At 72.1% G+C, this 21,177-nt stretch carries 18 protein-coding genes and 1 riboswitch; of the genes, 9 read left to right on the top strand and 9 right to left on the bottom strand.

The window, feature by feature from the left end; all coding sequences use genetic code 11:
- Window positions 1-326: cobalt-precorrin-5B (C(1))-methyltransferase (locus AOK11_RS26735; RefSeq protein WP_206188932.1), on the bottom strand; the 326-nt coding region annotated here is incomplete at its 3' end.
- Between the two features lie 59 nt (window positions 327-385).
- Between AOK11_RS26735 and AOK11_RS26730 the strand changes: the two genes are divergently transcribed.
- Window positions 386-1,156 carry a cobalt-precorrin-6A reductase gene (locus AOK11_RS26730; protein WP_055596280.1) on the top strand — a complete coding sequence of 257 codons (771 nt, stop codon included), beginning with the start codon at window positions 386-388 and terminating at the stop codon, window positions 1,154-1,156.
- Window positions 1,157-1,169: 13 nt separating this feature from the next.
- Here the strand turns inward: AOK11_RS26730 and AOK11_RS26725 are convergent, their stop codons facing one another.
- Genes AOK11_RS26725 through cobG form a run of 3 tightly spaced genes read right to left on the bottom strand, consistent with a single transcriptional unit; the run spans window position 1,170 to window position 4,635 of the window.
- Complete coding sequence (locus AOK11_RS26725) at window positions 1,170-2,666, bottom strand: precorrin-2 C(20)-methyltransferase (protein WP_055596279.1); 1,497 nt, start codon at window positions 2,664-2,666, stop codon at window positions 1,170-1,172.
- Window positions 2,663-3,334, bottom strand: a complete 672-nt coding sequence (locus AOK11_RS26720; protein ID WP_206188931.1) for a precorrin-8X methylmutase — start codon at window positions 3,332-3,334, stop codon at window positions 2,663-2,665. The genes AOK11_RS26725 and AOK11_RS26720 overlap by 4 nt, the downstream gene beginning before the upstream one ends.
- Window positions 3,331-4,635, bottom strand: a complete 1,305-nt coding sequence (cobG, locus tag AOK11_RS26715) for a precorrin-3B synthase (RefSeq protein WP_206188933.1) — start codon at window positions 4,633-4,635, stop codon at window positions 3,331-3,333. The genes AOK11_RS26720 and cobG overlap by 4 nt, the downstream gene beginning before the upstream one ends.
- A 101-nt stretch (window positions 4,636-4,736) precedes the next feature.
- Window positions 4,737-4,814: riboswitch (cobalamin riboswitch) on the top strand.
- Between the two features lie 90 nt (window positions 4,815-4,904).
- Here cobG and cobN point away from each other — a divergent pair.
- From cobN to AOK11_RS26695, 4 genes are all read left to right on the top strand, one after another.
- A complete protein-coding gene (cobN, locus tag AOK11_RS26710) occupies window positions 4,905-8,531 on the top strand; it encodes a cobaltochelatase subunit CobN (RefSeq protein WP_055596277.1) in 3,627 nt (1,208 codons plus the stop codon).
- Between the two features lie 108 nt (window positions 8,532-8,639).
- On the top strand, window positions 8,640-9,689 hold the full coding sequence (locus AOK11_RS26705) for a methyltransferase (protein ID WP_055596276.1): 1,050 nt from the start codon (window positions 8,640-8,642) through the stop codon (window positions 9,687-9,689).
- Between the two features lie 434 nt (window positions 9,690-10,123).
- Entirely contained in the window at window positions 10,124-11,518 is a 1,395-nt protein-coding gene (locus AOK11_RS26700; RefSeq protein ID WP_055596275.1) for an amidohydrolase family protein, read from the top strand.
- A 104-nt stretch (window positions 11,519-11,622) separates the two neighbouring features.
- Window positions 11,623-12,348 (top strand): Atu4866 domain-containing protein, encoded by a 726-nt coding sequence (locus AOK11_RS26695; RefSeq protein WP_055596274.1) that lies wholly within the window; start codon window positions 11,623-11,625, stop codon window positions 12,346-12,348.
- A gap of 22 nt (window positions 12,349-12,370) precedes the next feature.
- On the opposite strand, the gene AOK11_RS26690 is transcribed toward AOK11_RS26695, so the two are convergent.
- Window positions 12,371-13,225 carry a helix-turn-helix transcriptional regulator gene (locus AOK11_RS26690; RefSeq protein ID WP_055596273.1) on the bottom strand — a complete coding sequence of 285 codons (855 nt, stop codon included), beginning with the start codon at window positions 13,223-13,225 and terminating at the stop codon, window positions 12,371-12,373.
- A gap of 130 nt (window positions 13,226-13,355) precedes the next feature.
- On the opposite strand from AOK11_RS26690, the gene AOK11_RS26685 reads away from it, so the two are divergent.
- Together AOK11_RS26685 and AOK11_RS26680 are read left to right on the top strand one after the other, a co-directional pair.
- Window positions 13,356-13,649 carry an Atu4866 domain-containing protein gene (locus AOK11_RS26685; RefSeq protein WP_055596272.1) on the top strand — a complete coding sequence of 98 codons (294 nt, stop codon included), beginning with the start codon at window positions 13,356-13,358 and terminating at the stop codon, window positions 13,647-13,649.
- Window positions 13,650-13,972: 323 nt separating this feature from the next.
- On the top strand, window positions 13,973-14,644 hold the full coding sequence (locus AOK11_RS26680) for a response regulator (RefSeq protein WP_055596282.1): 672 nt from the start codon (window positions 13,973-13,975) through the stop codon (window positions 14,642-14,644).
- On the opposite strand, the gene AOK11_RS26675 is transcribed toward AOK11_RS26680, so the two are convergent.
- On the bottom strand, window positions 14,599-16,653 hold the full coding sequence (locus AOK11_RS26675) for a sensor histidine kinase (RefSeq protein ID WP_055596271.1): 2,055 nt from the start codon (window positions 16,651-16,653) through the stop codon (window positions 14,599-14,601). The genes AOK11_RS26680 and AOK11_RS26675 overlap by 46 nt on opposite strands.
- A 262-nt stretch (window positions 16,654-16,915) precedes the next feature.
- Here AOK11_RS26675 and AOK11_RS26670 point away from each other — a divergent pair, with 262 nt between their 5' ends.
- Both AOK11_RS26670 and AOK11_RS26665 read left to right on the top strand, forming a co-directional pair.
- Window positions 16,916-17,236 carry a hypothetical protein gene (locus AOK11_RS26670; protein ID WP_055596270.1) on the top strand — a complete coding sequence of 107 codons (321 nt, stop codon included), beginning with the start codon at window positions 16,916-16,918 and terminating at the stop codon, window positions 17,234-17,236.
- A 44-nt stretch (window positions 17,237-17,280) separates the two neighbouring features.
- Window positions 17,281-18,879, top strand: a complete 1,599-nt coding sequence (locus AOK11_RS26665) for an alpha/beta hydrolase (RefSeq protein ID WP_055596269.1) — start codon at window positions 17,281-17,283, stop codon at window positions 18,877-18,879.
- A 112-nt stretch (window positions 18,880-18,991) separates the two neighbouring features.
- Here the strand turns inward: AOK11_RS26665 and AOK11_RS26660 are convergent, their stop codons facing one another.
- From AOK11_RS26660 to AOK11_RS26650, 3 genes are all read right to left on the bottom strand, one after another.
- The gene (locus tag AOK11_RS26660) at window positions 18,992-19,765 is read right to left on the bottom strand and encodes a sulfite exporter TauE/SafE family protein (RefSeq protein WP_206188930.1); all 774 of its coding nucleotides are present in this window, start codon (window positions 19,763-19,765) and stop codon (window positions 18,992-18,994) included.
- A gap of 134 nt (window positions 19,766-19,899) precedes the next feature.
- Window positions 19,900-20,703, bottom strand: coding sequence for a polyphosphate kinase 2 (gene ppk2, locus AOK11_RS26655; RefSeq protein ID WP_055596268.1), 804 nt, complete (start codon window positions 20,701-20,703; stop codon window positions 19,900-19,902).
- Window positions 20,704-20,842: 139 nt separating this feature from the next.
- Window positions 20,843-21,177 (bottom strand): vitamin K epoxide reductase family protein (locus tag AOK11_RS26650; protein WP_276204845.1); only part of this gene is annotated, 335 nt, incomplete at its 5' end.

Below are 21,177 nucleotides of genomic sequence, written 5' to 3'. Positions count from 1 at the left end.
GCCCGGAACACCACCCCCGCCCCGGCGGGAAGCCGCCGTACCGTCGCCCGGACCAGCGCCCCGTGCGTGACGTCCGGGTCGTCGCCGGCGTCCTTGACGATCCCCGCCATGGCGTAGGAGTCCGTCAGCTCCTCGGCGGCCAGCGCGAACGACGGCGTCTGCCCCTTCGGCAGCGCGATCGTCACCGGGTCGGGAAAATCGCCGGTGAGCAGCGCGGTGTACGCGGCGGTCGTGGCCGCGGTCGCGCAGGCACCGGTAGTCCAGCCGGGCCGCAGACCGGTGTGCTTGAGTTGGGCGCTGCGGCCGCCCTCGGCCTCGCTGCTCATGCGTCGCTGCTCATGTCTCGCTCGGGGGAAGGGAACCGAATGAAGGGAACGGAACTGCCGTGCACGTGCTGATCCTCGGCGGCACCACCGAGGCCCGCCGCCTCGCCGAACTGCTGGCGGCCGAACCCCTGCCGTGTCTGCGCGTGACGAACTCCCTGGCGGGACGGGTGGCCGCACCCCGCACACCGCCCGGCGAGGTGCGCGTCGGCGGCTTCGGAGGGGCCGACGGGCTCGCCGCATGGCTGCGCGGGCACGAGGTGGACCTGCTCATCGACGCGACCCACCCTTTCGCCGGCACGATCAGCTTCAACGCGGCACGGGCCGCCGCCGCCACCCGTGTTCCCCTGCTCGCGCTGCGACGTCCCGGCTGGCTGCCGGTCGAGGGGGACGTCTGGCACGAGACCGGCTCCCTGACCGAGGCCGCGGGGCTGCTGTCCGCGCTCGGCCGGCGGGTCTTCCTCACCACCGGCCGGATGGGCCTGGCCGCCTTCGCCCCCCTGGACGACCTGTGGTTCCTCGTACGGTCCGTGGACGCGCCCGAGGCGCCGCATCCGCCCTGCATGGAGGTGCTGCTCGACCGCGGACCGTTCACCCTCGACGGGGAGCGCGAGCTGCTGCGCCGGCACCGGATCGACGTCGTGGTCACCAAGGACAGCGGGGGAGCGGCCACCGCACCGAAACTGACGGCCGCCCGTGAGGCGGGAGTGCCCGTGGTCGTGGTGCGCAGGCCGCCGGCGCCCGGGGGAGTGAGCGTCGTGGCCGAGCCCCGGCAGGCGGTCCAGCGGGTCCGGGAGGCATACGCGCGGTGTGCGCACCCCGACGCCGGCTGAACCGCCGCGGCCCTCACGCCTCCGGATAGCGGCGGGGCGTCCAGACGACCTCCTCGCCGTCCCCCCGCCGCACGACCCGGGTCTGCGAGGAACCGACCAGCAGGACCGTGCGCATGTCGACCTCGGCCGGGTCCAGGTCCGCCAGCCGGACGATCCGCACCTGCTCGCCGGCGCCGCCCACGTCCCGCGCCACGACGACGGGTGTGTCCGGCGCCCGGTGCTCCAGCAGCAGGTCGCGGGCCTTGCCGACCTGCCAGGTCCGGCTGCGCGACCCGGGGTTGTACAGGGCCAGTACCAGATCGGCGCCGGCGGCGGCGCGCAACCGCTCGGCGATGACCTCCCACGGCTTGAGACGGTCGGACAGGGAGACGGTGGCGTAGTCGTGGCCGAGCGGGGCGCCCGCACGGGCGGCGGCCGCGTTGGCCGCGGTCACGCCCGGCAGCACCCGCACCGGCACGTCCGTGTACTCCTGGGCCGAGGCGGCCTCGAGCACGGCCGTGGCCATGGCGAAGACGCCGGGGTCGCCGCCGGACACGACGGCCACCCTGCTTCCCTGCAGGGCGAGTTGCAGCGCGAACTCGGCGCGCTCGGCCTCGACCCGGTTGTCCGAGCCGTGGCGGCGCTGACCGGCCCGTACGGGCACACGGTCCAGGTAGGTGGTGTAGCCGACCAGGTCGTCGGCGGCGGCGAGGGCGCCGCGCGACTCGGGCGTCAGCCACAGCGGCCCGGCCGGCCCGGTGCCGACCACGACGACCTCACCGACGGAGCCCGGCTTCCGGGCGGCGGGCCCCGCGTCGACCTGGCTCGGCAGCACGGCCACCGAGAAGTACGGCACGGACTCGGCCTCCACGTCGGCGAGTTCGGCAAGGCGTTCCCCGGCCATGGTGGCCCGCTCGACGTACCGGGCCGCCTCGAGCCGCCCGGCACGCTCCATCGCCCGGCGCACCTTGGGGAAGGTGCGCCCCAGCTTCATCACCACGGCCGCGTCCGTCGCGGCGAGCCGGGCGGTCAGCTCCTCCTCGGGCAGCGTGCCCGGCAGGATGGTCAGCACCTCCTCGCCCTCGGCGAGCGGGGTGCCCAGGCGGGCCGCGGCGGCGGAGACCGACGTGACACCGGGGATCACCTCGGTGTCGTAGCGGTGCGCGAGCCGCTTGTGCATGTGCATGTAGGAGCCGTAGAAGAGCGGGTCGCCCTCGGCGAGGACGGCGACCGTCCGGCCCGCGTCCAGGTGGGCGGCGAGCCGGGCCGACGCCTCGGCGTAGAAGTCGTCCATGGCGCCCTGGTAGCCGCCGGGGTGGTCGGTGGTCTCGGTGGTGACGGGGTAGACCAGCAGTTCCTCGACGTGGTCGGCCCGTATGTGCTTCGCCGCGATGGAGCGGGCGATGGACCGGCCGTGGCGGGCACTGTGGTAGGCGATCACGTCCGCCCCGGCGATGGCCTCGACGGCCCGTACGGTCATCAGGGACGGGTCGCCGGGACCGAGCCCGACCCCGTACAGCTTGCCGCTCATTCTTCCTCGCTCGCGATCGCGTTGAGAGCGGCGGCGGCGATGGCGCTGCCTCCGCGACGGCCTCGGACGACCAGGTGTTCCAGGCCCGAGGGGTGGGCGGCCAGGGCGTCCTTGGACTCGGCCGCGCCGATGAAGCCGACGGGCACGCCGATGACGGCGGCCGGCCTCGGCGCCCCCTCCTCGATCATCTCCAGGAGGCGGAAGAGCGCGGTGGGCGCGTTGCCGACGGCGACCACGGCGCCCTCCAGACGGTCGCGCCACAACTCCAGCGCGGCGGCGCTGCGCGTGGTACCGAGCTTCGCCGCCAGCTCCGGCACGGCCGGGTCGGAGAGGGTGCACAGCACGTCGTTGCCGGCGGGCAGCCGCTTGCGGGTCACGCCGCTGGCCACCATCTGCACGTCGCAGAGGATCGGAGCCCCGCCGCGCAGGGCCTCGCGTGCGCGGGCCACCACACCGGGGGTGTGACCGATGTCGCGGACGAGGTCGACCATGCCGCAGGCGTGGATCATCCGGACCGCGACCTGGCTGACGTCGGCGGGCAGGGCCGCGAGGTCCGCCTCCGCGCGGATGGTGGCGAAGGACTGGCGGTAGATGGCCGCGCCGTCCTTCTCGTAGTCGTAGCTGGTCACGGTGTTCTTCTCGCTGCTCTCGGTCGTCGTACGGCTCATGAGGTGAGTGCCGCCAGGGCGGCGGCGAGGTGGGAGGGATCGTCCAGGGCGGCGGTGCGCGCCGGCCGTCCCTGGGCGACCACGTCGATCCGGTAGCCGCCCTCCGGGGCGGCGACCACGTCGATCCGGTCGCCCCGGGGGTGGCCGCAGCGCCGCTCGCAGCCGGACCAGTACAACGGCAGGGGGGAGCGGCCCGCGTCGGCGAGGGCGCCGGCCGCGTCCGCCCGCACGTCGGAACGCGACCTGCCGCACCCCGGCCGGCCGATGCAGGCACCGACGCGCAGCCAGGGGGAGGAAGTGTCGGTGACCAGGCCGGTGCCGGCGAGACGGGCCAGTGCGTCGGCCGCTGCCGCCGCGTTCGCCCCGGGGGCGGGGACGACGATGCCGCGCCACGGTGTCAGGCGCAGCTCGCCCGACCGGACTTCGGCGGCCACCCGGGTCACGGTCCGCCATTGACGGGACGTGAGACGTCCCAGGGGGACATGGACGGACAGGGCCGACCCGATCACCCCCGGAGGCGGACCCTCCGCTGTGGTGCGGTCGTTCGGCGCCGGAACGCAGCCGATGCCGGCGGCGGTCAGGCGGGAGCCGACCGCATGCGTCAACTCGCCGGGGGATAGGTTCAGTTCGTCGACCCGCCAGACCCGCGCCCCGGTCTCCCGCAGCACGTCGAGGAACACCTCGGCGGCGAGCAGCGCGGCACGGGCCGCCTCGTCCCCGGACACCCGCAGGGCCTCGTCCGCCGAGCCGACGGTGAGCAGTGCGCCGTCATCGACCGCACGCACGGTCACATCAGCGCCGAGTCCGGCGACATCGCCGCGCCCGTCGTCGAGCGCGAACAGGAACCGCCCGGACAGCGCCCGCGCCGCCCCGCTCGCGCACAGCGACTCGTCCAGGGCCGACAACCACGGCCGCACATCCCGGACACCCCGTCCGTCGAGGCCGGACAGCGGCGAGGCGACGATGTTGCGTGTCCGTTCGTGCCCGGGTGAGGGGAGCAGTCCGGCCGCGTCCAGCGCCTCGGCGAGCCGGGCGCCGCAGTCGTCGCGCAGCCCACGCACCTGCACATTGCCGCGCGAGGTCAGATGCAGTTCGCCGTCGCCCAGTTGGACGGCCGCATCCGCGAGTACCTCGGCCTGCGGCACGGTGAGCACCCCGCCGGGCACCCGGACCCGGGCCAGCGCCCCGTCGTCGGCGGTGTGCAGCCGCAACGACCCCGGACAGGCGTCACCGCGGTCCCGTGCGACCGCTGTGGCCTGGGACGACGGAGGGAGGGGAGCCGTGGACATGGCGGCGAGCATACCGACCGTCACACGGAGTCCAAGCCCTGCCCTCTTCCCCCGACCCTTACTATGGTCCTCGGCGGATCATCAGATCCGCCATCGCCACGACGGCGACAGGGGAGGAAGCCCGGTGCGAATCCGGCGCGGTCCCGCCACTGTGAGTCCGGCCACCACGAGGCCGGACGAGTCAGGAACTCCCTTCCCCAAGCTCTCGGCTCCGCTCGAGCAGGGGAGACCCCAACCTGAAACTGCCCGGGGCGCGGATCCCGAGGAAGGCCGGCCGACGCATGCCGCATTCGTCCGGGGAGCGCTCGACGCACCCCCGCATCCTGCTCCTGTCGACATCCGACACGGACCTGCTCAGCGCCCGCGCGGCCGACGGCCCGGTGGCCTACCGCTTCGCCAACCCCTCCCGCCTCCCGCTCGACGACCTGCCCGCGCTCCTCGAGGGTGTCGGCCTGGTCGTCGTACGTCTCCTCGGCGGACTGCGCGCCTGGGAGGAGGGCCTCGACCTGCTGCTCGCCGACGGCCGCCCGGTCGTCGTCCTCACCGGTGAACAGGCCCCCGACGCCCAGCTGATGGCCGCCTCCACGGTTCCCGTCGGCATCGCCGCGGAGGCGCACGCCTATCTCGCCCACGGCGGACCCGCCAACCTCGAGCAGCTCGCCCGCTTCCTGTCCGACACGGTCCTGCTCACCGGCCACGGCTTCGACCCGCCCGCGCCCGCGCCCACCTGGGGCCCGCTGGAGCGCACACCCCGCGAGGGCACCGACGGCCCGACCGTCGCCGTGCTCTACTACCGCGCCCATCACATGAGCGGCAACACCGCCTTCGTCCACGCCCTGTGCGACGCCGTGGAGAACGCGGGCGGGCGGCCCCTGCCGCTGTACGTGGCCTCCCTGCGCGCCCCCGAATCCGAACTGATCGAGGAGCTGCGCGCGGCGGACGTCATCGTCACGACCGTCCTCGCGGCCGGCGGCACCAAGCCCGCCGAGGCGTCCGCCGGCGGCGACGACGAGTCCTGGGACGCGGGCGCACTCACCACCCTGGACGTGCCGATCCTCCAGGCCCTGTGCCTGACCGGCTCCCGCACCGCCTGGGAGGAGAGCGACGAGGGCGTCTCCCCGCTGGACGCCGCCAGCCAGATCGCCGTGCCCGAGTTCGACGGCCGCCTGATCACCGTGCCGTTCTCCTTCAAGGAGATCGACGCCGACGGCCTCCCGGCCTACGTCGCCGACCCCGAGCGCGCCGCCCGCGTGGCCGGCATCGCCGTGCGCCACGCCCGCCTGCGGCACATCCCGGCCGCCGACAAGCGCCTGGCCCTCGTCCTGTCCGCCTACCCGACCAAGCACTCCCGCATCGGCAACGCGGTCGGCCTGGACACCCCCGCCAGCGCGGTGGCCCTGCTGCGCCGACTGCGGGACGAGGGATACGACTTCGGCGACACCGACGTCCCCGGACTGGCCTCCGGGGACGGCGACGAACTGATCCGCGCGCTGATCGAGGCGGGCGGCCACGACCAGGACTGGCTCACCGAGGAACAGCTCGCCCGCAACCCGGTGCGCATCCCGGCCGCCGACTACAAGCGCTGGTACGCCACCCTCCCCGAGGAACTGCGCACGGCCGTCGAGGAGCACTGGGGCCCGGCACCGGGCGAGATGTTCCTCGACCGCAGCCGCAACCCGGAGGGCGACATCGTCCTCGCCGCCCTGCGCCGCGGCAACCTGCTGATCCTCATCCAGCCCCCGCGCGGCTTCGGCGAGAACCCCATCGCCATCTACCACGACCCCGACCTGCCGCCCTCCCACCACTACCTCGCCGCCTACCGCTGGATCGCCGCGCGGGCCGAGGACGGCGGCTTCGGCGCGGACGCCATGATCCACCTCGGCAAGCACGGCAACCTGGAGTGGCTGCCGGGCAAGAACGCCGGCCTGTCCGCCGCCTGCGGCCCCGACGCCGCCCTCGGCGACCTCCCCCTCGTCTACCCCTTCCTGGTCAACGACCCGGGCGAGGGCACCCAGGCCAAGCGCCGGGTCCACGCCACCCTCGTCGACCACCTCGTCCCCCCGATGGCCCGCGCCGACTCCTACGGCGACATCGCGCGCCTGGAACAACTCCTCGACGAGTACGCCCAGATCTCCTCCATGGACCCGGCGAAGCTCCCGGCGATCCGCGCCCAGATCTGGACCCTCATCCAGGCCGCCCGCCTCGACCACGACCTCGGCCTCGACGACCGCCCCGACGACGACGGCTTCGACGACTTCCTCCTGCACGTCGACGGCTGGCTCTGCGAGGTCAAGGACGCCCAGATCCGCGACGGCCTCCATGTCCTGGGCGTCCCGCCCGCCGGCGCCGACCGGGTCAACCTCGTCCTGGCGATCCTGCGCGCCCGCCAGATCTGGGGCGGCGTCACCGCCCTGCCCGGCCTGCGCGAGGCCCTCGGTCTCGACGAGTCCGCCGCCACCCGCACCACGGCCGACGAGGCGGAGGAGAAGGCCCGCACCCTGGTCCAGGCGATGGAGGACGCCGACTGGGACCCGGTCGCCGTGCCCACCGAGCACGGCGAACAGGTCGCCGCCGTCCTGGAGTTCGCCGCCCGCGAGGTCGTCCCGCGGCTCGCGGCCACCACCGCCGAGATCGACCACACCGTCCACGCCCTGAACGGCGGGTTCGTCCCCGCGGGCCCGTCCGGCTCCCCGCTGCGCGGTCTGGTCAACGTCCTGCCGACCGGCCGCAACTTCTACTCGGTCGACCCCAAGGCCGTCCCCTCCCGCCTCGCCTGGGAGACCGGCCAGGCCCTCGCGGACTCCCTCCTGGAGCGCTACCGCACGGACAACGGCGACTGGCCCACCTCGGTCGGGCTCTCCCTGTGGGGCACCAGCGCCATGCGCACCGCCGGGGACGACGTCGCCGAGGCCCTCGCCCTGCTGGGCATCCGCCCCGTCTGGGACGACGCCTCACGCCGTGTCACGGGCCTGGAGGCCATCCCGTACGACGAACTGGGCCGCCCCCGCATCGACGTCACCCTGCGCATCTCGGGCTTCTTCCGCGACGCGTTCCCGCACACCGTCGGCCTGCTGGACGACGCCGTGCGTCTGGCGGCGTCCCTGGACGAGCCCGCCGAGGCCAACCACGTCCGCGCCCACGTCCAGGCCGACCTCGCCGAACACGGCGACGAACGCCGGGCCACCACCCGCATCTTCGGCTCCCGTCCGGGCACCTACGGCGCTGGCCTGCTCCAGCTCATCGACTCCCGCGACTGGCGCACCGATGCCGACCTCGCCGAGGTCTACACCGTCTGGGGCGGATACGCCTACGGCCGCGAACTGGACGGCCGTCCGGCCCGCGACGAGATGGAGACGGCGTACAAGCGGATCGCGGTGGCCGCCAAGAACACGGACACCCGCGAGCACGACATCGCCGACTCGGACGACTACTTCCAGTACCACGGAGGCATGGTCGCCGCCGTCCGCGCCCTGCGCGGCACCGCGCCCGAGGCGTACATCGGCGACTCCACCCGCCCCGAGACGGTCCGCACCCGCACCCTGGTGGAGGAGACCTCGCGCGTCTTCCGCGCCCGGGTGGTCAACCCGAAGTGGATCGAGGCGATGCGCCGCCACGGTTACAAGGGCGCCTTCGAGCTCGCCGCCACCGTGGACTACCTGTTCGGCTACGACGCCACCACGGGGGTCATCGCCGACTGGATGTACGACAAGCTCACCGAGACCTACGTCCTGGACCCGGTCAACCGTGAGTTCCTGCAGCAGGCCAACCCCTGGGCCCTGCACGGCATCGCGGAGCGGCTGCTGGAGGCCGAGTCGCGCGGCATGTGGGAGAAGCCCGATCCGGCGGTCCTCGACGCGCTGCGGAAGGTGTACCTGGAGACGGAGGGCGACCTGGAGGGCGAGGACTGAGACGCGGTCCGGCCGGGCGGCCGGAGCCCGGTCTATGTCCTGCGGCCTAGTCGGTATTCCTCAGGACGGACGACGACGTGGCGTTTCCGGTGCGCCACGATCATCAGTATGACTTTGTTCGAACACGATTTCGTCGCGGCGGGTTCCACCGAGCGGCCGGTGGGTGACACGGGGCGGATGCTCCAGATGATGACCGGGTACTGGGTCACCCAGGTGGTGCGCACCGCGGCCGAGTTGCGCATCGCCGATCACCTGCACGCAGGCGGTGCCACCCCCGCGGAGGTGGCCGAGGCGGAGTCACTGGACCCCGACTCGGCCTTCCGGTTCCTGCGGGCGTGCGCCTCCCTTGGTCTGGCCACCTCCACCGACGGGAAGCGGTTCGCCGGTACGCCCCTGCTCGACACCCTGCGCACCGACGCCCCGGGCTCCCTGCGGAACCTGGCCCTGTGGGGCGGGGCCGAGTCGCACTGGCTGCCGTGGGGGCGGCTGGCGGACACGGTCCGCACCGGCACCACCCAGGCGGAGGCCGCCCTCGGCGCGCCCATTTTCGACTGGCTCGCCGCCGCCCCGAAGGAAGCCGAGATCTTCACCCGTGCCATGACGGCCATGACCCGCGGCCTGGCCCACAAGCTCGCGGACGTGATCGACCTCGAGGGCGCCCGGGTCGCGGTGGACGTCGGCGGCGCCGGCGGAAACCTCGTCCAGACGCTCATGCAGCGGCACCCCCGGCTGACCGGCGTGGTCCTCGACCTTCCGCATGTGGGCGCCGAGGCGGACGCCTCCGCGGCGGCTCTGGGCGTCACGGACCGGTTCACCTTCGTCGGCGGCGACTTCTTCGAGCAGGTGCCGCCCGCGGACGTGCACCTGCTGAAGTTCGTCCTGCACGACTGGGACGACGATTCCTGCGTCCGCATCCTGCGCAACTGCCGAAAAGCCCTCGGGCCCGGTGGGCGCGTGCTGGTGATGGAGCTCCTCGTCGACAAGGTGGGCACACCCGGTCTGGAGCCGCTGATGGACCTCAACATGATGGCGCTGTCCACCGGACGCGAGCGCAGCCTCGACGAGTTCGAGAACCTCTTCGAGCGAGCCGGACTGAAGTTGGCCTCCACCCTGCCGTCCGCCTCCCGGGTCTCCGTCCTGGAGCTCGTGCCCGCCTGAGCTCCGCTCGGCACACCACCTTCGCCGGTGGTCCCCGCCCACGCCGGACTCCACCGCCTCCAGGCCGCGCCCCCTCTCCACCGGGGCGCGGCCTCGCGCTGTCCGGCTTCCTTCCCCGCTCCCGTCCCCCCGGCCCTCAGAGCTCGCCGGAGGTCCGCGATCAAGGCGCGCAGCGCCGGGTCCCGAGGGCGACGCGCGGCGGACGTCCGCAGACCGGAGACGATCGCGGTCTCGGACCGGTCCGGTCGTCCGGGGGCACGGGTGACGCGGCCGGACGGCCCGCCGCCACCGCGGCACGCACTCCGGTGCCGCGGAGCGTGAGCCCGGGTGTGCCGTACCCCGGGAAACGGCGGCCTGGTTGCCACACCCGTACGGGCCGAGGCTGGTGTCCGGCCCGCCACCCGTGCGGGCCCGGCATCACGAAGAGGACCCTCATGAGCAGCGAAGACACCACCAGTGCCGCCGTACTCGAACAGCTTCGGCGGCGGTCCACCGACCCGAAGCGGCGCATCCTGTTCGCCGGCGCGACCGTCGTCACCATGGATCCCCGTCTCGGCGTCCTGGCCCCCGCGGACCTGCTCGTCGAGAGCGAGACGATCCTCGCGGTCGGGCCGGAGCTGGACCGGGACGGCGCGGTGGTCGTCGACGCCACCGGCACGATCCTCGCGCCCGGCTTCGTCGACACCCACCGGCACGCCTGGGAGACCCAGCTGCGCCGGATCATGCCGGACGTCGACGACCTCGGCGGTTACGTCATGTCCACCCTGGCCGGTTACGCCACGGTCTACCGCCCCGAGGACATGTACATCGGGACCAGGCTGGCGGCCCTGACGGCCATCGACAGCGGCATCACCTGCATGCTCGACTTCTCCCACAACTCCCGCACCCCCGAGCACTCCGACGCCGCCGTCCAGGCCCTGATCGACACCCGCATCCGGGGCGTCCACGCCTCGATGGGCCCGCACTTCGGCGACTGGGACAAGCAGTGGCCCGGCGACCTGTCCCGCCTCAGGGAGACGTACTTCGCCGCCGACGGCCAACTGCTCACTCTGCGCCTGGCCGCCCTGGCCACCGACGAGATCGGCGGCCCCGCCCTCGCCTACGGACCCGAACTCGCCCGCACCGCACAGGACCTGGGCATCGGCGTCAGCGTCGACGCCGTCTTCGGCATCCCCTCCTCGCAGGCCGTCCTGGACTGGGAGAAGGCCGGCATCCTCGGCGCGGACGTCACGCTCATCCACGCCACGGGCCTGACCCCCGAGGCCTGGAGGGCGATCGGCGGGACCGGGACGACCATCGCCCTGGCTCCCACCTCCGACGCCCAGATCGGGCTGGAGACCGCGATCCCCGCCGTCGACGAGGCCCTGTCCGCCGGGGTGCGTCCGGGGCTGAGCATCGACGTCGAAGTGGCTCTGGCCAGCGACATGTTCACGCAGATGCGGGCCCTGCACGCCATCCAGCGGATGCGCGCGGTCAACGCCGTCCACGGCACCGGCCGGCAGCCGGCCCGGATCACCACCCACGACGTCCTGGACTTCGCCACCCTCCAGGGGGCCCGCACCAACGGCCTGGGCGGCACCACGGGTTCGCTCACGCCGGGCAAGAAGGCGGACCTGCTCGTCATCCGGGCCGAGGACCTCAACAACATGCCGCTCAACGACCCGATCGGCACCGTCGTACTGGGCTCGGACGCCCGCAACATCAGCGCCGTGCTCGTCAACGGCGAACCCCGCAAGTGGAACGGCCAAGTCCTCGACGTCGACCTGCCGGCCCTGCGCGACCAGGTGCACGCCTCCCGCGAGTACGTGCTCCACACACCGACCGCCTGAGCACCGACCGAGGACAGCGGAGGGCGGCATCCGCCCCCGTACACCTCCACACGCCTCCAGACCCCGCCACCACCCTTTCACCGACGACCGGAACAGGTACCGACATGAACACCACCCCCTGGGCGGCCCCCCGCCGCGACGACGATGTGCTGCGCGATCTGCGTGACCCGAAGGGACGCCCGCTGCTGCTGAGCGGCGGCACCGTCATCACCGGCAATCCGTTGACGGGAGACTGGCAGGAGGCCGACGTCCTCCTCGGCGGATCCGTGATCGTGGGCGTCGGCCCCGGCCTGCTGACCGCCGCGGACGACGACGACATGATCGTCGTCGACTGCGCGGGCACCCTCGTCCTGCCGGCCGCCACCGACTTCACCGCGTCCGGCACGGGCAAGACCCTGACCCCCGGTGAGACGGCCGACATCGCCGTCCTGCGCCTGGCCGACGAGCCCGGCATTCCCGCCGGCGCCCGGCCGGCCCGCGGCACCCACCTCGACATCCTGGTCACCGGCGGACAGGTCCGCCTCTGGAACGGCCGCCCGCTCGACGGCGCCGGCACCACCACAGCCACGGCTCCGCAGGAAGCGCCCGCCGCGACGCCTGACCACCCCTACGTGGGCCTGTGGGTCGACGAGAACGACTTCATACGTCAGGAACTGCTGCCCGACGGACGATACGACGAGGCCCGAGGGGACCGGCCCAGCGCCTACCAGGGCCGCTACTGGATCGACGGCAACCGCATCGACTACCTCGACGACCTGGGCTTCTGGGCCTTCGGTGAGTTCCGGGACGGCACCCTGCACCACGCCGGATACCGTTTCACCCGCCGCTGACCGCCCCCGCTCCGGGAATCCCCTACGGGCGGGCCTGCCGTCCGGCGGCGGATTCCCGGTGGTGCGTGGCGCCGAGGCTGCCGAGCAGGGAAAGCGCCTGCGCGCTGGGACTGCCGGGTGCGGCGTGGTAGATGACGACCTGCTGCCCGGGCGCTTCGCGGACGTCGAAGGACTGGTAGGTCAGCGACAGCGGTCCGACGGCGGGGTGGTCGAGTTCCTTGGAGGCGCGGGTCTTGCCGTAGACGGTGTGCGAGGACCACAGTTCGGCGAACGCCTCGCTCCCCTCGGTGAGGGAGGACACCACGTCGTGCAGGCGCGGATAATGCGGGTCGAGGCCGGTGGCCTGGCGGAGGCTCGCCACGACCGCCTCGGCCGCCGCGCCCCAGTGAGCGAAGAACCGGCGGGCCGCCGGGTCGAGGAAGGTCATCCGGGCGAGGTTGTCCGCCTTCTCGAACGGGGAGAAGAGCGCCTCGGCCAGCGCGTTCGCCGCCAGGAAGTCGGTCGCCGGGTTCAGGACGAAGGCCGGCGTACCGGTGTAGCCCTCCAGCAGCTGCCGCAGCGCGGGACTGGCCGTTTCCCTCGGAGGCGTCCGGCGGCCGGCCGGCACGGTGTCCGCCAGCCGGTACAGATGGGCGCGCGCTTCCTCGTTCATGCGCAGGGCGCCGCTGATCGCGTCGAGGATCTGCGGGGAGGGGCTGCGCTCGCGGCCCTGTTCCAGCCGGGCGTAGTAGTCGGAGTTCATACCGGCCAGGACGGCGACCTCCTCCCGTCGTAGCCCCGCCACCCGGCGCCGGCCGTAGGAAGCCAGCCCCACGTCCTCGGGCCGCAGACGGGCGCGGCGGGCGCGCAGGAACTCTCCGAGATCGTTACCGGTCATCCCACCAGGCTAGACCGCACCCACGAGGGCTTGCCTGGGTGCGCCACACCCAGGCACCGTCCGCCCTGGCCGTCCGCCGCGGCAGCCGCCCAGACTCCGCTCTGCACACCTTCGAACGGACGGAAGAGTGATGAACGGACAGAACAGCCCTGCCGGCGGCGCCCGGGAGACGCGCGGCGGAACGACGGCGGACGTGGTCGGCATGTGGGTGACGGCCGACGGACACATCCGGCAGGAACTGCTGGCCGACGGCCGCTACGACGAAGCACGCGGCACCCGCCGCAGCGCCTACACCGGCCGTTACACCGTGACCGGCAGCCACATCGACTACGTCGACGACACCGGCTTCACCGCCACGGGCGACATCCGTGACGGCGTGCTGTACCACGAGCACCTCGTCCTCCACCGGGAAGAACGCGACTGACGCGGACGGCGGACCCGCGAGGGCCGCCCGTGAGCGCGTTCCGGCCCGGCACGCCGTGCCCGGCGCCCGTGGGAGGATACGACGCGGGCGACTGGGCCCACCTGGGCCCGGGCCTGTCCGTTCGGATCGTGCCGGGCCGGCGCGGTCCGGCACCGTACCTCCGCGCGTCGTCGCCGGTTCCAGGGGTCCGCCCCGGTTCCCTGTTCCGCGCGTCACGGTGCTCCCCGCTGTCCGAAGGGCGTGGGCGGTGCCTCCGGCACCGGGCCCCGCCCCCTCCGATCCGGCCCGCCCCGGACGGAAGACCTGAGAAGAGGAGAGAAGCCATCAGTATCCGTGTGCTGGTCGCGGACGATCAGACGATCGTCCGCGCGGGATTCGTGGCGATCCTGACGGCCGAGACCGACATGACCGTGGTCGGCGAGGCCGCGGAGGGAGACGCGGCAGTGGCGATGGCGGCCGAGCTCGCACCCGACCTGGTGTTGATGGACATCCGCATGCCCGGTATGGACGGGCTGACGGCCACCCGGCTGATCACGCGTCACAGCAGTCGCACCAGAGTCCTGGTGCTGACCACGTTCGACCTCGACGCCTACGTCTACGAAGCCCTGCGCGCCGGAGCCTCCGGCTACCTGCTCAAGGACGCCGAGCCGGAGGCCCTGCTGGCCGCGATACGGGGCGTCGCCGCCGGTGACGGCGCCCTCGCGCCCGCGGTCACCGGACGTCTGATAGCCGCCTTCGCCCAGGGCGCCCCGGTCTCTCCGGAGACCACCGGAGCCCTGAGCAGCCTCACCCAGCGCGAACGGGAGATTCTGACGCTGGTCGCCACGGGCTTGAGCAACGCGGAGATCGGAGAGCGACTGGGGCTCGCCCTCGGCACGGTGAAGGTCCATGTCAGCGCGGTGCTGAACAAACTGGGTCTGCGGGATCGCGTTCAGGCGACCATCTTCGCCTATGAAAGCGGACTCATCCGCCCGTCGGGGATGTCGACTGCCTGACCGCTCCTCACATCCAGACTCCTGAGCAGCTCACGCATGGCGGCCAGCGTCGCTCGCGTGGCGGCGGCGACGGCGTCCAGACTGCCCGCCTCCGTCGCTGAGATCACCCGTGTGGTCTGCTGGAGCACCGTCTCCTGCAGACCGGCGGCGACTCGCTGCCGCTCGCTGTGGACCGCGTTTTCCGTGCTCCACACCAGAGCCGTGAGCGTCGCGTCCTCGCGGCCCAGTTCCCGCCGGCGGCGCATGTGCATCAGCCACCCCGCCAGCCAAGCGGCCGTGAACAGAGGGCCGAGGTACATCACTGCCGTGATGAGTGAGAACCCCAGTTCAAAAGCATTGACCGGTTCTCCGCTCAGCATCCCGTCGCCGGCGAAGGCACCCACTGCCGAGACCCCGAACGAAAGGGTCATGGCGGCAACCGGCAGATACGACAGCCGGTTGCCGTGCGGATGCGTCACGTGCGGGGCCGAGGGCGGGACGTACCGGCCGGCAGGCGCGGTTGCAGGTATCAGAACACGGCCGTACGCCGCCACGCCGTAGACGGCGGCCACTTCGACGAGCCCGCCGCCCACGAGGGAGTCCGCGGCGGACCCCGGCAGCACACCGCTCCCCAGGAGCACCGTCCCTCCGAAGGTGGTGGCCCCGACCGCGGCGAGGGCCAGCCAAGGGGCCCGGCGGCGCCACAGCAGCGGCAGCGCGTGAACGGTCAACAGCAGCGCGAGCGACAGGGAGAGCGCGACTCCGTGGCCGTGGTCCACCGCGGTGTTCAGGGCGTAGCTCAACAACGTCAAGGTGATCGAGCCGAAGACCGCCACATCCGCGATCCGCTGCTCTCGCGTGTAGTTGCGCCGACGTCCTGTGGCCGGCTGCCGTGCGGACCGGGCGTCGGGCAGTACCGCGTGCACGCGCCAGCCCCCGTCGGGGCGAGGCCCCGCGGACAACTGCCCGCCGACGGCGGTGGCGCGCCGGCGCATCCCGTCAACACCGCGACCCGATCCGATACTCAGCCGGTGACTGCCGGTTCCGCTGGGCGGCTTGCCGTTGTCGATGGTCAGGTCCAGGGCGTCCTCGGACCGTTCCGCCCGGATGCTGATCGAGGCACCCGGTGCGTAGCGCAGGGCGTTGGTCAGAGCCTCCCGGATGATGCCGTGGACCGCCTCCGCCGCAGGGCCGACGAGATCGGCGGGCAGGGAAACGGAGATGGGGCGCCCCAGTCTGCCGAATCCCGCGATCAGGGCCTCGATCGCGGGAGTCACCGACTGCGGGGCCGGTACGTCGTCCACCCGCATGACCGCCACGAGACGCCGTAGCGCGGACTGGGTCTCGTATGCGGTGCGGCTGGCGAACGTGAGGGCTTCCGCGGCCAGTTCGGGTCTGGTGTCCCCGAGCCTGCGGGCGGCTTCGACGGACACCACGACGGAGGTGAGGTGGTGCGCGCTGATGTCGTGCAACTCGTTCGCCAGCCGGTCCCGTTCGGTGCCGGCGGCCTGTCCCCGCTCCTGCTCGGCACGGGTCAGCCGCTGTTTCGTCATCTGTCGTTCCCGCAGCCAGTGCCGACGGCCGGCACCGAGAGCGGAGACCATCAGGTACATGCTGACGGCGGTGAGCCATTCGTGGAGGAAAGTGCCGCCGAATCCGCTCTTCATCGCGATCGGTAGCAGTTGCACGACGGCGGTGACAGCGGTCGCGCCCAGGCTCACGGTCCAGTCGCTCAGCGTGGTGACGGAGAAGAGCGTCATCAGGACGGCCAGCCCCGACACCAGAGCCACGGTGTCGGGCGGTGTCAGAAGCTGCACCAGCACGGACACCACGAGGATGCCGCCTAGGGCGTGGAGCGGTGCCCGGGTTCGCCGTGCGAGCGCGACCGTGGTGAACGCCGTGGCGGACAGGGCGACGATCCACTCCGTGACGCCCGGAGGCTTCTCCAGTGTGGGTACGGTGAAGCACCACAGGACCAACTGCGTCACAGCGAACAGGCCCGGCAGGAGCCGGCCTCGAATCTTGCCCATTGGTGCAAGTGTACGACCGGGTGCGGAGCCGTACGTCGCCGGAATCCCGTACCTCACGCGTGCGAGACCTTGCAGTCCCGGCGGGTGAGAGCGTCCGGTCGTCCGGCCGAACTTCTTTGTGGAACAGCTCTGGTGACGGCACGGCAGGGGGACGGTGCCGGAGGGGGTTGGACGTCGTGCCGGAACTCTAGATCCTGCGGCCTAGGCGGCGTTCCTTCCGGTGGCCGACGTCCCGGCGGGGCCGGGCCGGAAGGATTGAGGCATGGAACGAACCGATGTCATCGTCGTCTTGGCCGCCGTTCTGATCTTCGTGGTCACGGCCAAGCCGCTGAGGAAGGTGCCCGCCTGGCACATCGGCGTTCTGGCCTTCCTCCTCTACCCCGTGGACAGGGTATTGCTCTCGGCACTGGAATCGGCCGGGATCGTCAACAGCCCATGGTCCAAGTATCCCCTCGTGCTCAGCATGACCTTTGTGATCGCCGTACTCACCGCGCCGGCCGTCCGGCGGTACAAGGCCCGCCGGGGCAGGCGCACCGGCCGTCAGCACCACGACCAGTACCACGACCAGGACGTCGACGCGTGAGTGTCCGTCCCTTCCACCAGCAACGACCTCAGATCGGCAGAAGCATGTCCCACCACCGTTCCTCCCGGGCCGCCCTCGGCCTGGCCTCGCTCGCCGTACTGGCGGCGGCCACCGTCACGGCCTGCGACCCCGGCGCCGACGCCGACGCGGACGGAGCCGCCGCGATACCCGCGGTCCCCGCCGCTCTCAGCGAGCAGAAACTGGACTGGGCCGCATGCCCCGCTCCGTCCGCGGCCCAGGGCACCGGCGACAAGCCCGAGGACCTGCCGGACGGAACGAAATGGCAGTGCGCCGCCATGAAGGCGCCCCTGGACTACGCGAAGCCCGACGGCAGGACCATTAATATCGCCCTCATCCGGGCGAAGGCCGCAGCCGACTCCGGTGATGAGCGGCTCGGATCCCTCGTCTTCAACTTCGGTGGCCCCGGCGGTGCCGGGGTGCCGACGCTTCCCGACTTCGCGGGCGAGGACTACCTGGAACTGCACAAGCGCTACGACCTGGTCAGCTTCGACCCGCGGGGGGTCGGAGAGAGCGCAGGTGTGAAGTGCCTGGACGGCAAGGCCACGGACGCCTTGATGGCTCAGGACTCGACGCCGGACGACGCCGCGGAGGAGAAGGCCCTCATCGTCGGAGGGAAAGCGTACGCCCAAGCCTGCGAAAGCGGCTCGGGCGCGGTCCTGGAGCACGTCGGCACGCAGGACGCCGCACGCGATCTCGACCTGATGCGCCAGGTCCTCGGCGACGAGAAGCTGAACTACTTCGGTATCTCCTACGGAACGCAGCTCGGCGGCGTCTACGCGCACCTGTTCCCGAAGAACGTCGGACGGACCGTCTTCGACGCCGTGGTCGATCCCACCTCGGACACCGTGGCAGCCAGCCTCGGTCAGACAAAGGGATTCGAGGGCGCGCTGCAGAACTTCCTCGAGGACTGCGTGAAGCAGGACGAGTGCTTCTTCGAGGGGGAGGACCCCGCTCAGGGGGAGAAGCAGATCGCCGAACTGCTCAGGAGCCTGGACGCGAAACCCATGCCTCCGAAAAAGGGCACATACAACAAGCGGCCCATGACCCAGGGCCAAGCGACCATGGGCATCATCGCCGCCCTCTACAGCAAGGAGAACTGGCCGATGCTCAGCGGCCTGCTGGAGGATGCCGAGAAGGGGGAGAGCACCGGGCTGATGTGGCTCTCCGACCTGTACTCCGGGCGCAACGAGGACGGCACGTACTCCAACAGCAATCCCGCCCAAACGGCGGTGACCTGTGCCGACAACAAGGATCGCTTCACCGTCGAGGACGTGCGCCAGCGGCTTCCCGAGTTCCGCAAGGCGTCTCCGGTGTTCGGCGACACGATCGCCTGGATGCTGCTCGCGTGCACCGACTGGCCCGTGGACGGCCACGCGTCCACCGTCGACGTGAAGGCCGACGGCGCGGGCCCCGTGCTCGTCATCGGCAACACCGGCGACCCGGCCACCCCCTACGAGGGAGCCAAGAAGATGGCGGACGCGCTGGGCGAGGGAGTCGGTGTCCACCTCACCGTCGATGACGAAGGACACGGCACCTACGGCGTCAACAAGTGCCTGACCAAGATCGTCGACAAGTACCTGCTCGACGGGACGGTCCCGAAGAACGACACCGTCTGCTCGTGAACCGGGCGGTTCCCGCCTCCCGGCGAAGCGTACGGGGCCGGCTCCGGTGCGGAGGCCGGCCCCGTGCCGCGGTGGCCGTGACCGCTGAACCGGCGTCCCGGCGGACGACGGTTCAGCGCAGGAGCAGTTGGACGATGGCGAACGTGCCGACGACGACGATGAAGGTCCGCAGGACGGGCGGGGGAAGCCGGCGCCCCACCTTCGCGCCGACCTGGCCGCCGATCGCCGAGCCCACGGCGATGAGCAGGACGGCGGTCCAGTCGAAGTCGGCGACGAACAGGAAGAACAGGGCCGCGATGCTGTTCACGATGGCGGCGAGGACGTTCTTGACGGCGTTCAGGCGCTGGAGGGTGTCCTCGAGCAGGATGCCCATCAGGGAGAGGTAGATGATCCCCTGGGCCGCCGTGAAGTAGCCGCCGTAGACGCTGGCGAGCAGGAGGCCGCCGAAGAGGGCGGGGCCGCCGTCGGTCTTGGTGACCGTGCCCGTGCGCGCACGGCGGCGCTGGACGTGGGCGGAGATACGGGGCTGGAGCACGACGAGGACCAGCGCGAGCGCGACCAGCACGGGGACGATCGTCTCGAAGGCGGTCTCGGGGAGCGCGAGCAGCAGCATCGCCCCGGTGAGTCCGCCGACCGCCGCGGCCACGCCGAGCCGCAGGACCAGACGGCGCTGGCCCTTGAGCTCCGCCCGGTAGCCTATGGCGCCGCTGACCGAGCCGGGGATCAGCCCGAGGGCGTTGGACACGGTGGCGGTCACCGGGGGCAGTCCGGTGGCGAGCAGGACGGGAAACGTGATCAGCGTGCCCGAGCCGACGATGGTGTTGATGGTGCCGGCGCCGATTCCGGCGGCGAAGACCGCCAGTGCCTCCCAGATGGACAAGGCCATCTCCTTCGGTTCGGTGAGTCGCCTCCCCGCCGTGAAGGTCGAGGGGCCACCACCGATCATGCAGGAAGGGCGTGCGTGCCAGGGCGGCCGGGGGTCCTCACCCGGTTAACTCCCGCCGGTCGCCCGACACCGGGTCAGAGGGTGGCCGCGTGGTCGGGGACGTAGGTCTGCAGGTCGCGGGGCGGACGCTGGTAGCCGGTGGACGGCGGGCGCTCCGGCAGTTCGATGACCGGCGGCTCCACCTCCGGGTAGGGCACCGTGCTCAGCAGATGGGCGATCATGTTCAGCCGCGCGCGGCGCTTGTCGTCGCTCTCCACGACGTACCACGGCGCCTCGGGGATGTCGGTGTGCACCAGCATCGAGTCCTTGGCCCGGGAGTACGCCTCCCAGCGGGTGATCGACTCGAGGTCCATCGGCGACAGCTTCCAGCGGCGCAGCGGGTCCTCCCGTCGCTTGCGGAACCGTACCTCCTGCTCGGTGTCGCTCACCGAGAACCAGTACTTGCGCAGCAGGATCCCGTCCTCCACCAGCATCCGCTCGAAGATCGGGCACTGGTGCAGGAAACGCTGGTACTCCTCCTTCGTGCAGAACCCCATGACCCGCTCCACGCCGGCACGGTTGTACCAGGACCGGTCGAACAGCACGATCTCACCGGCGGCCGGCAGATGCTCGACGTACCGCTGGAAGTACCACTGGGTGCGCTGGCGCTCGGTCGGCTTGGGCAGGGCCGCGATCCGTGCCACGCGCGGGTTGAGGTGCTCGGTGACCCGTTTGATGGTGCCGCCCTTGCCCGCGGCGTCCCGGCCCTCGAAGACGACGACCAGCCGGGCCCCCTCCGTCCGCACCCACTCCTGGAGCTTCACCAGCTCCGTCTGCAGACGCAGCAGCTCGCTCTCGTACGCCGCACGGGGCAGCTTCGCCGCCTTCTTGCCGGCCATGTCGCCGCCTCCACCGCCCGGTGACCCGTGCCGTCCTCGGGCGGGTCACTCCGTTCAAGGTCACACACCAGGAAGCCACCGTACTGATCGGCGAGGATCCGCGCATCCGGCCCGGTGACGCTCCGGGGGGAACCGAGGGCTACAGCAAGGTGCTCCAGTACGACCAGAAGCGGGTGAGGACGAGCACGGCGAGCAGGGCGTACCAGGCGCCGAGCAGCATCCCGTGCGTGTCCCGGACGACCTCCCGCACCAGCCGGGGCGCCGGGACGAGGCCCCGGTCCAGGCAGTGCACGGCGACGTACCAGAACAGGGCGATGGTGACGACCCAGACCACGGCGCAGTAGGGGCAGAGCTTGTTCAGCTCGTAGAGGGACTGCACGATCAGCCAGTGGACGAAGACCACCCCGGCCAGCGCCCCGGCGCCCAGCGTGAGCCACAGTCCCCGGTGGAAGCGGGCGCCGGGGCGCTGGCCGG

This window comes from Streptomyces hirsutus, assembly GCF_001418415.1.
In the GTDB taxonomy this organism is placed as follows: domain Bacteria; phylum Actinomycetota; class Actinomycetes; order Streptomycetales; family Streptomycetaceae; genus Streptomyces; species Streptomyces hirsutus.
The sequence above is the reverse complement of the archived record's forward strand: the minus strand, read 5'-3'. Positions and strand labels throughout refer to the sequence as shown.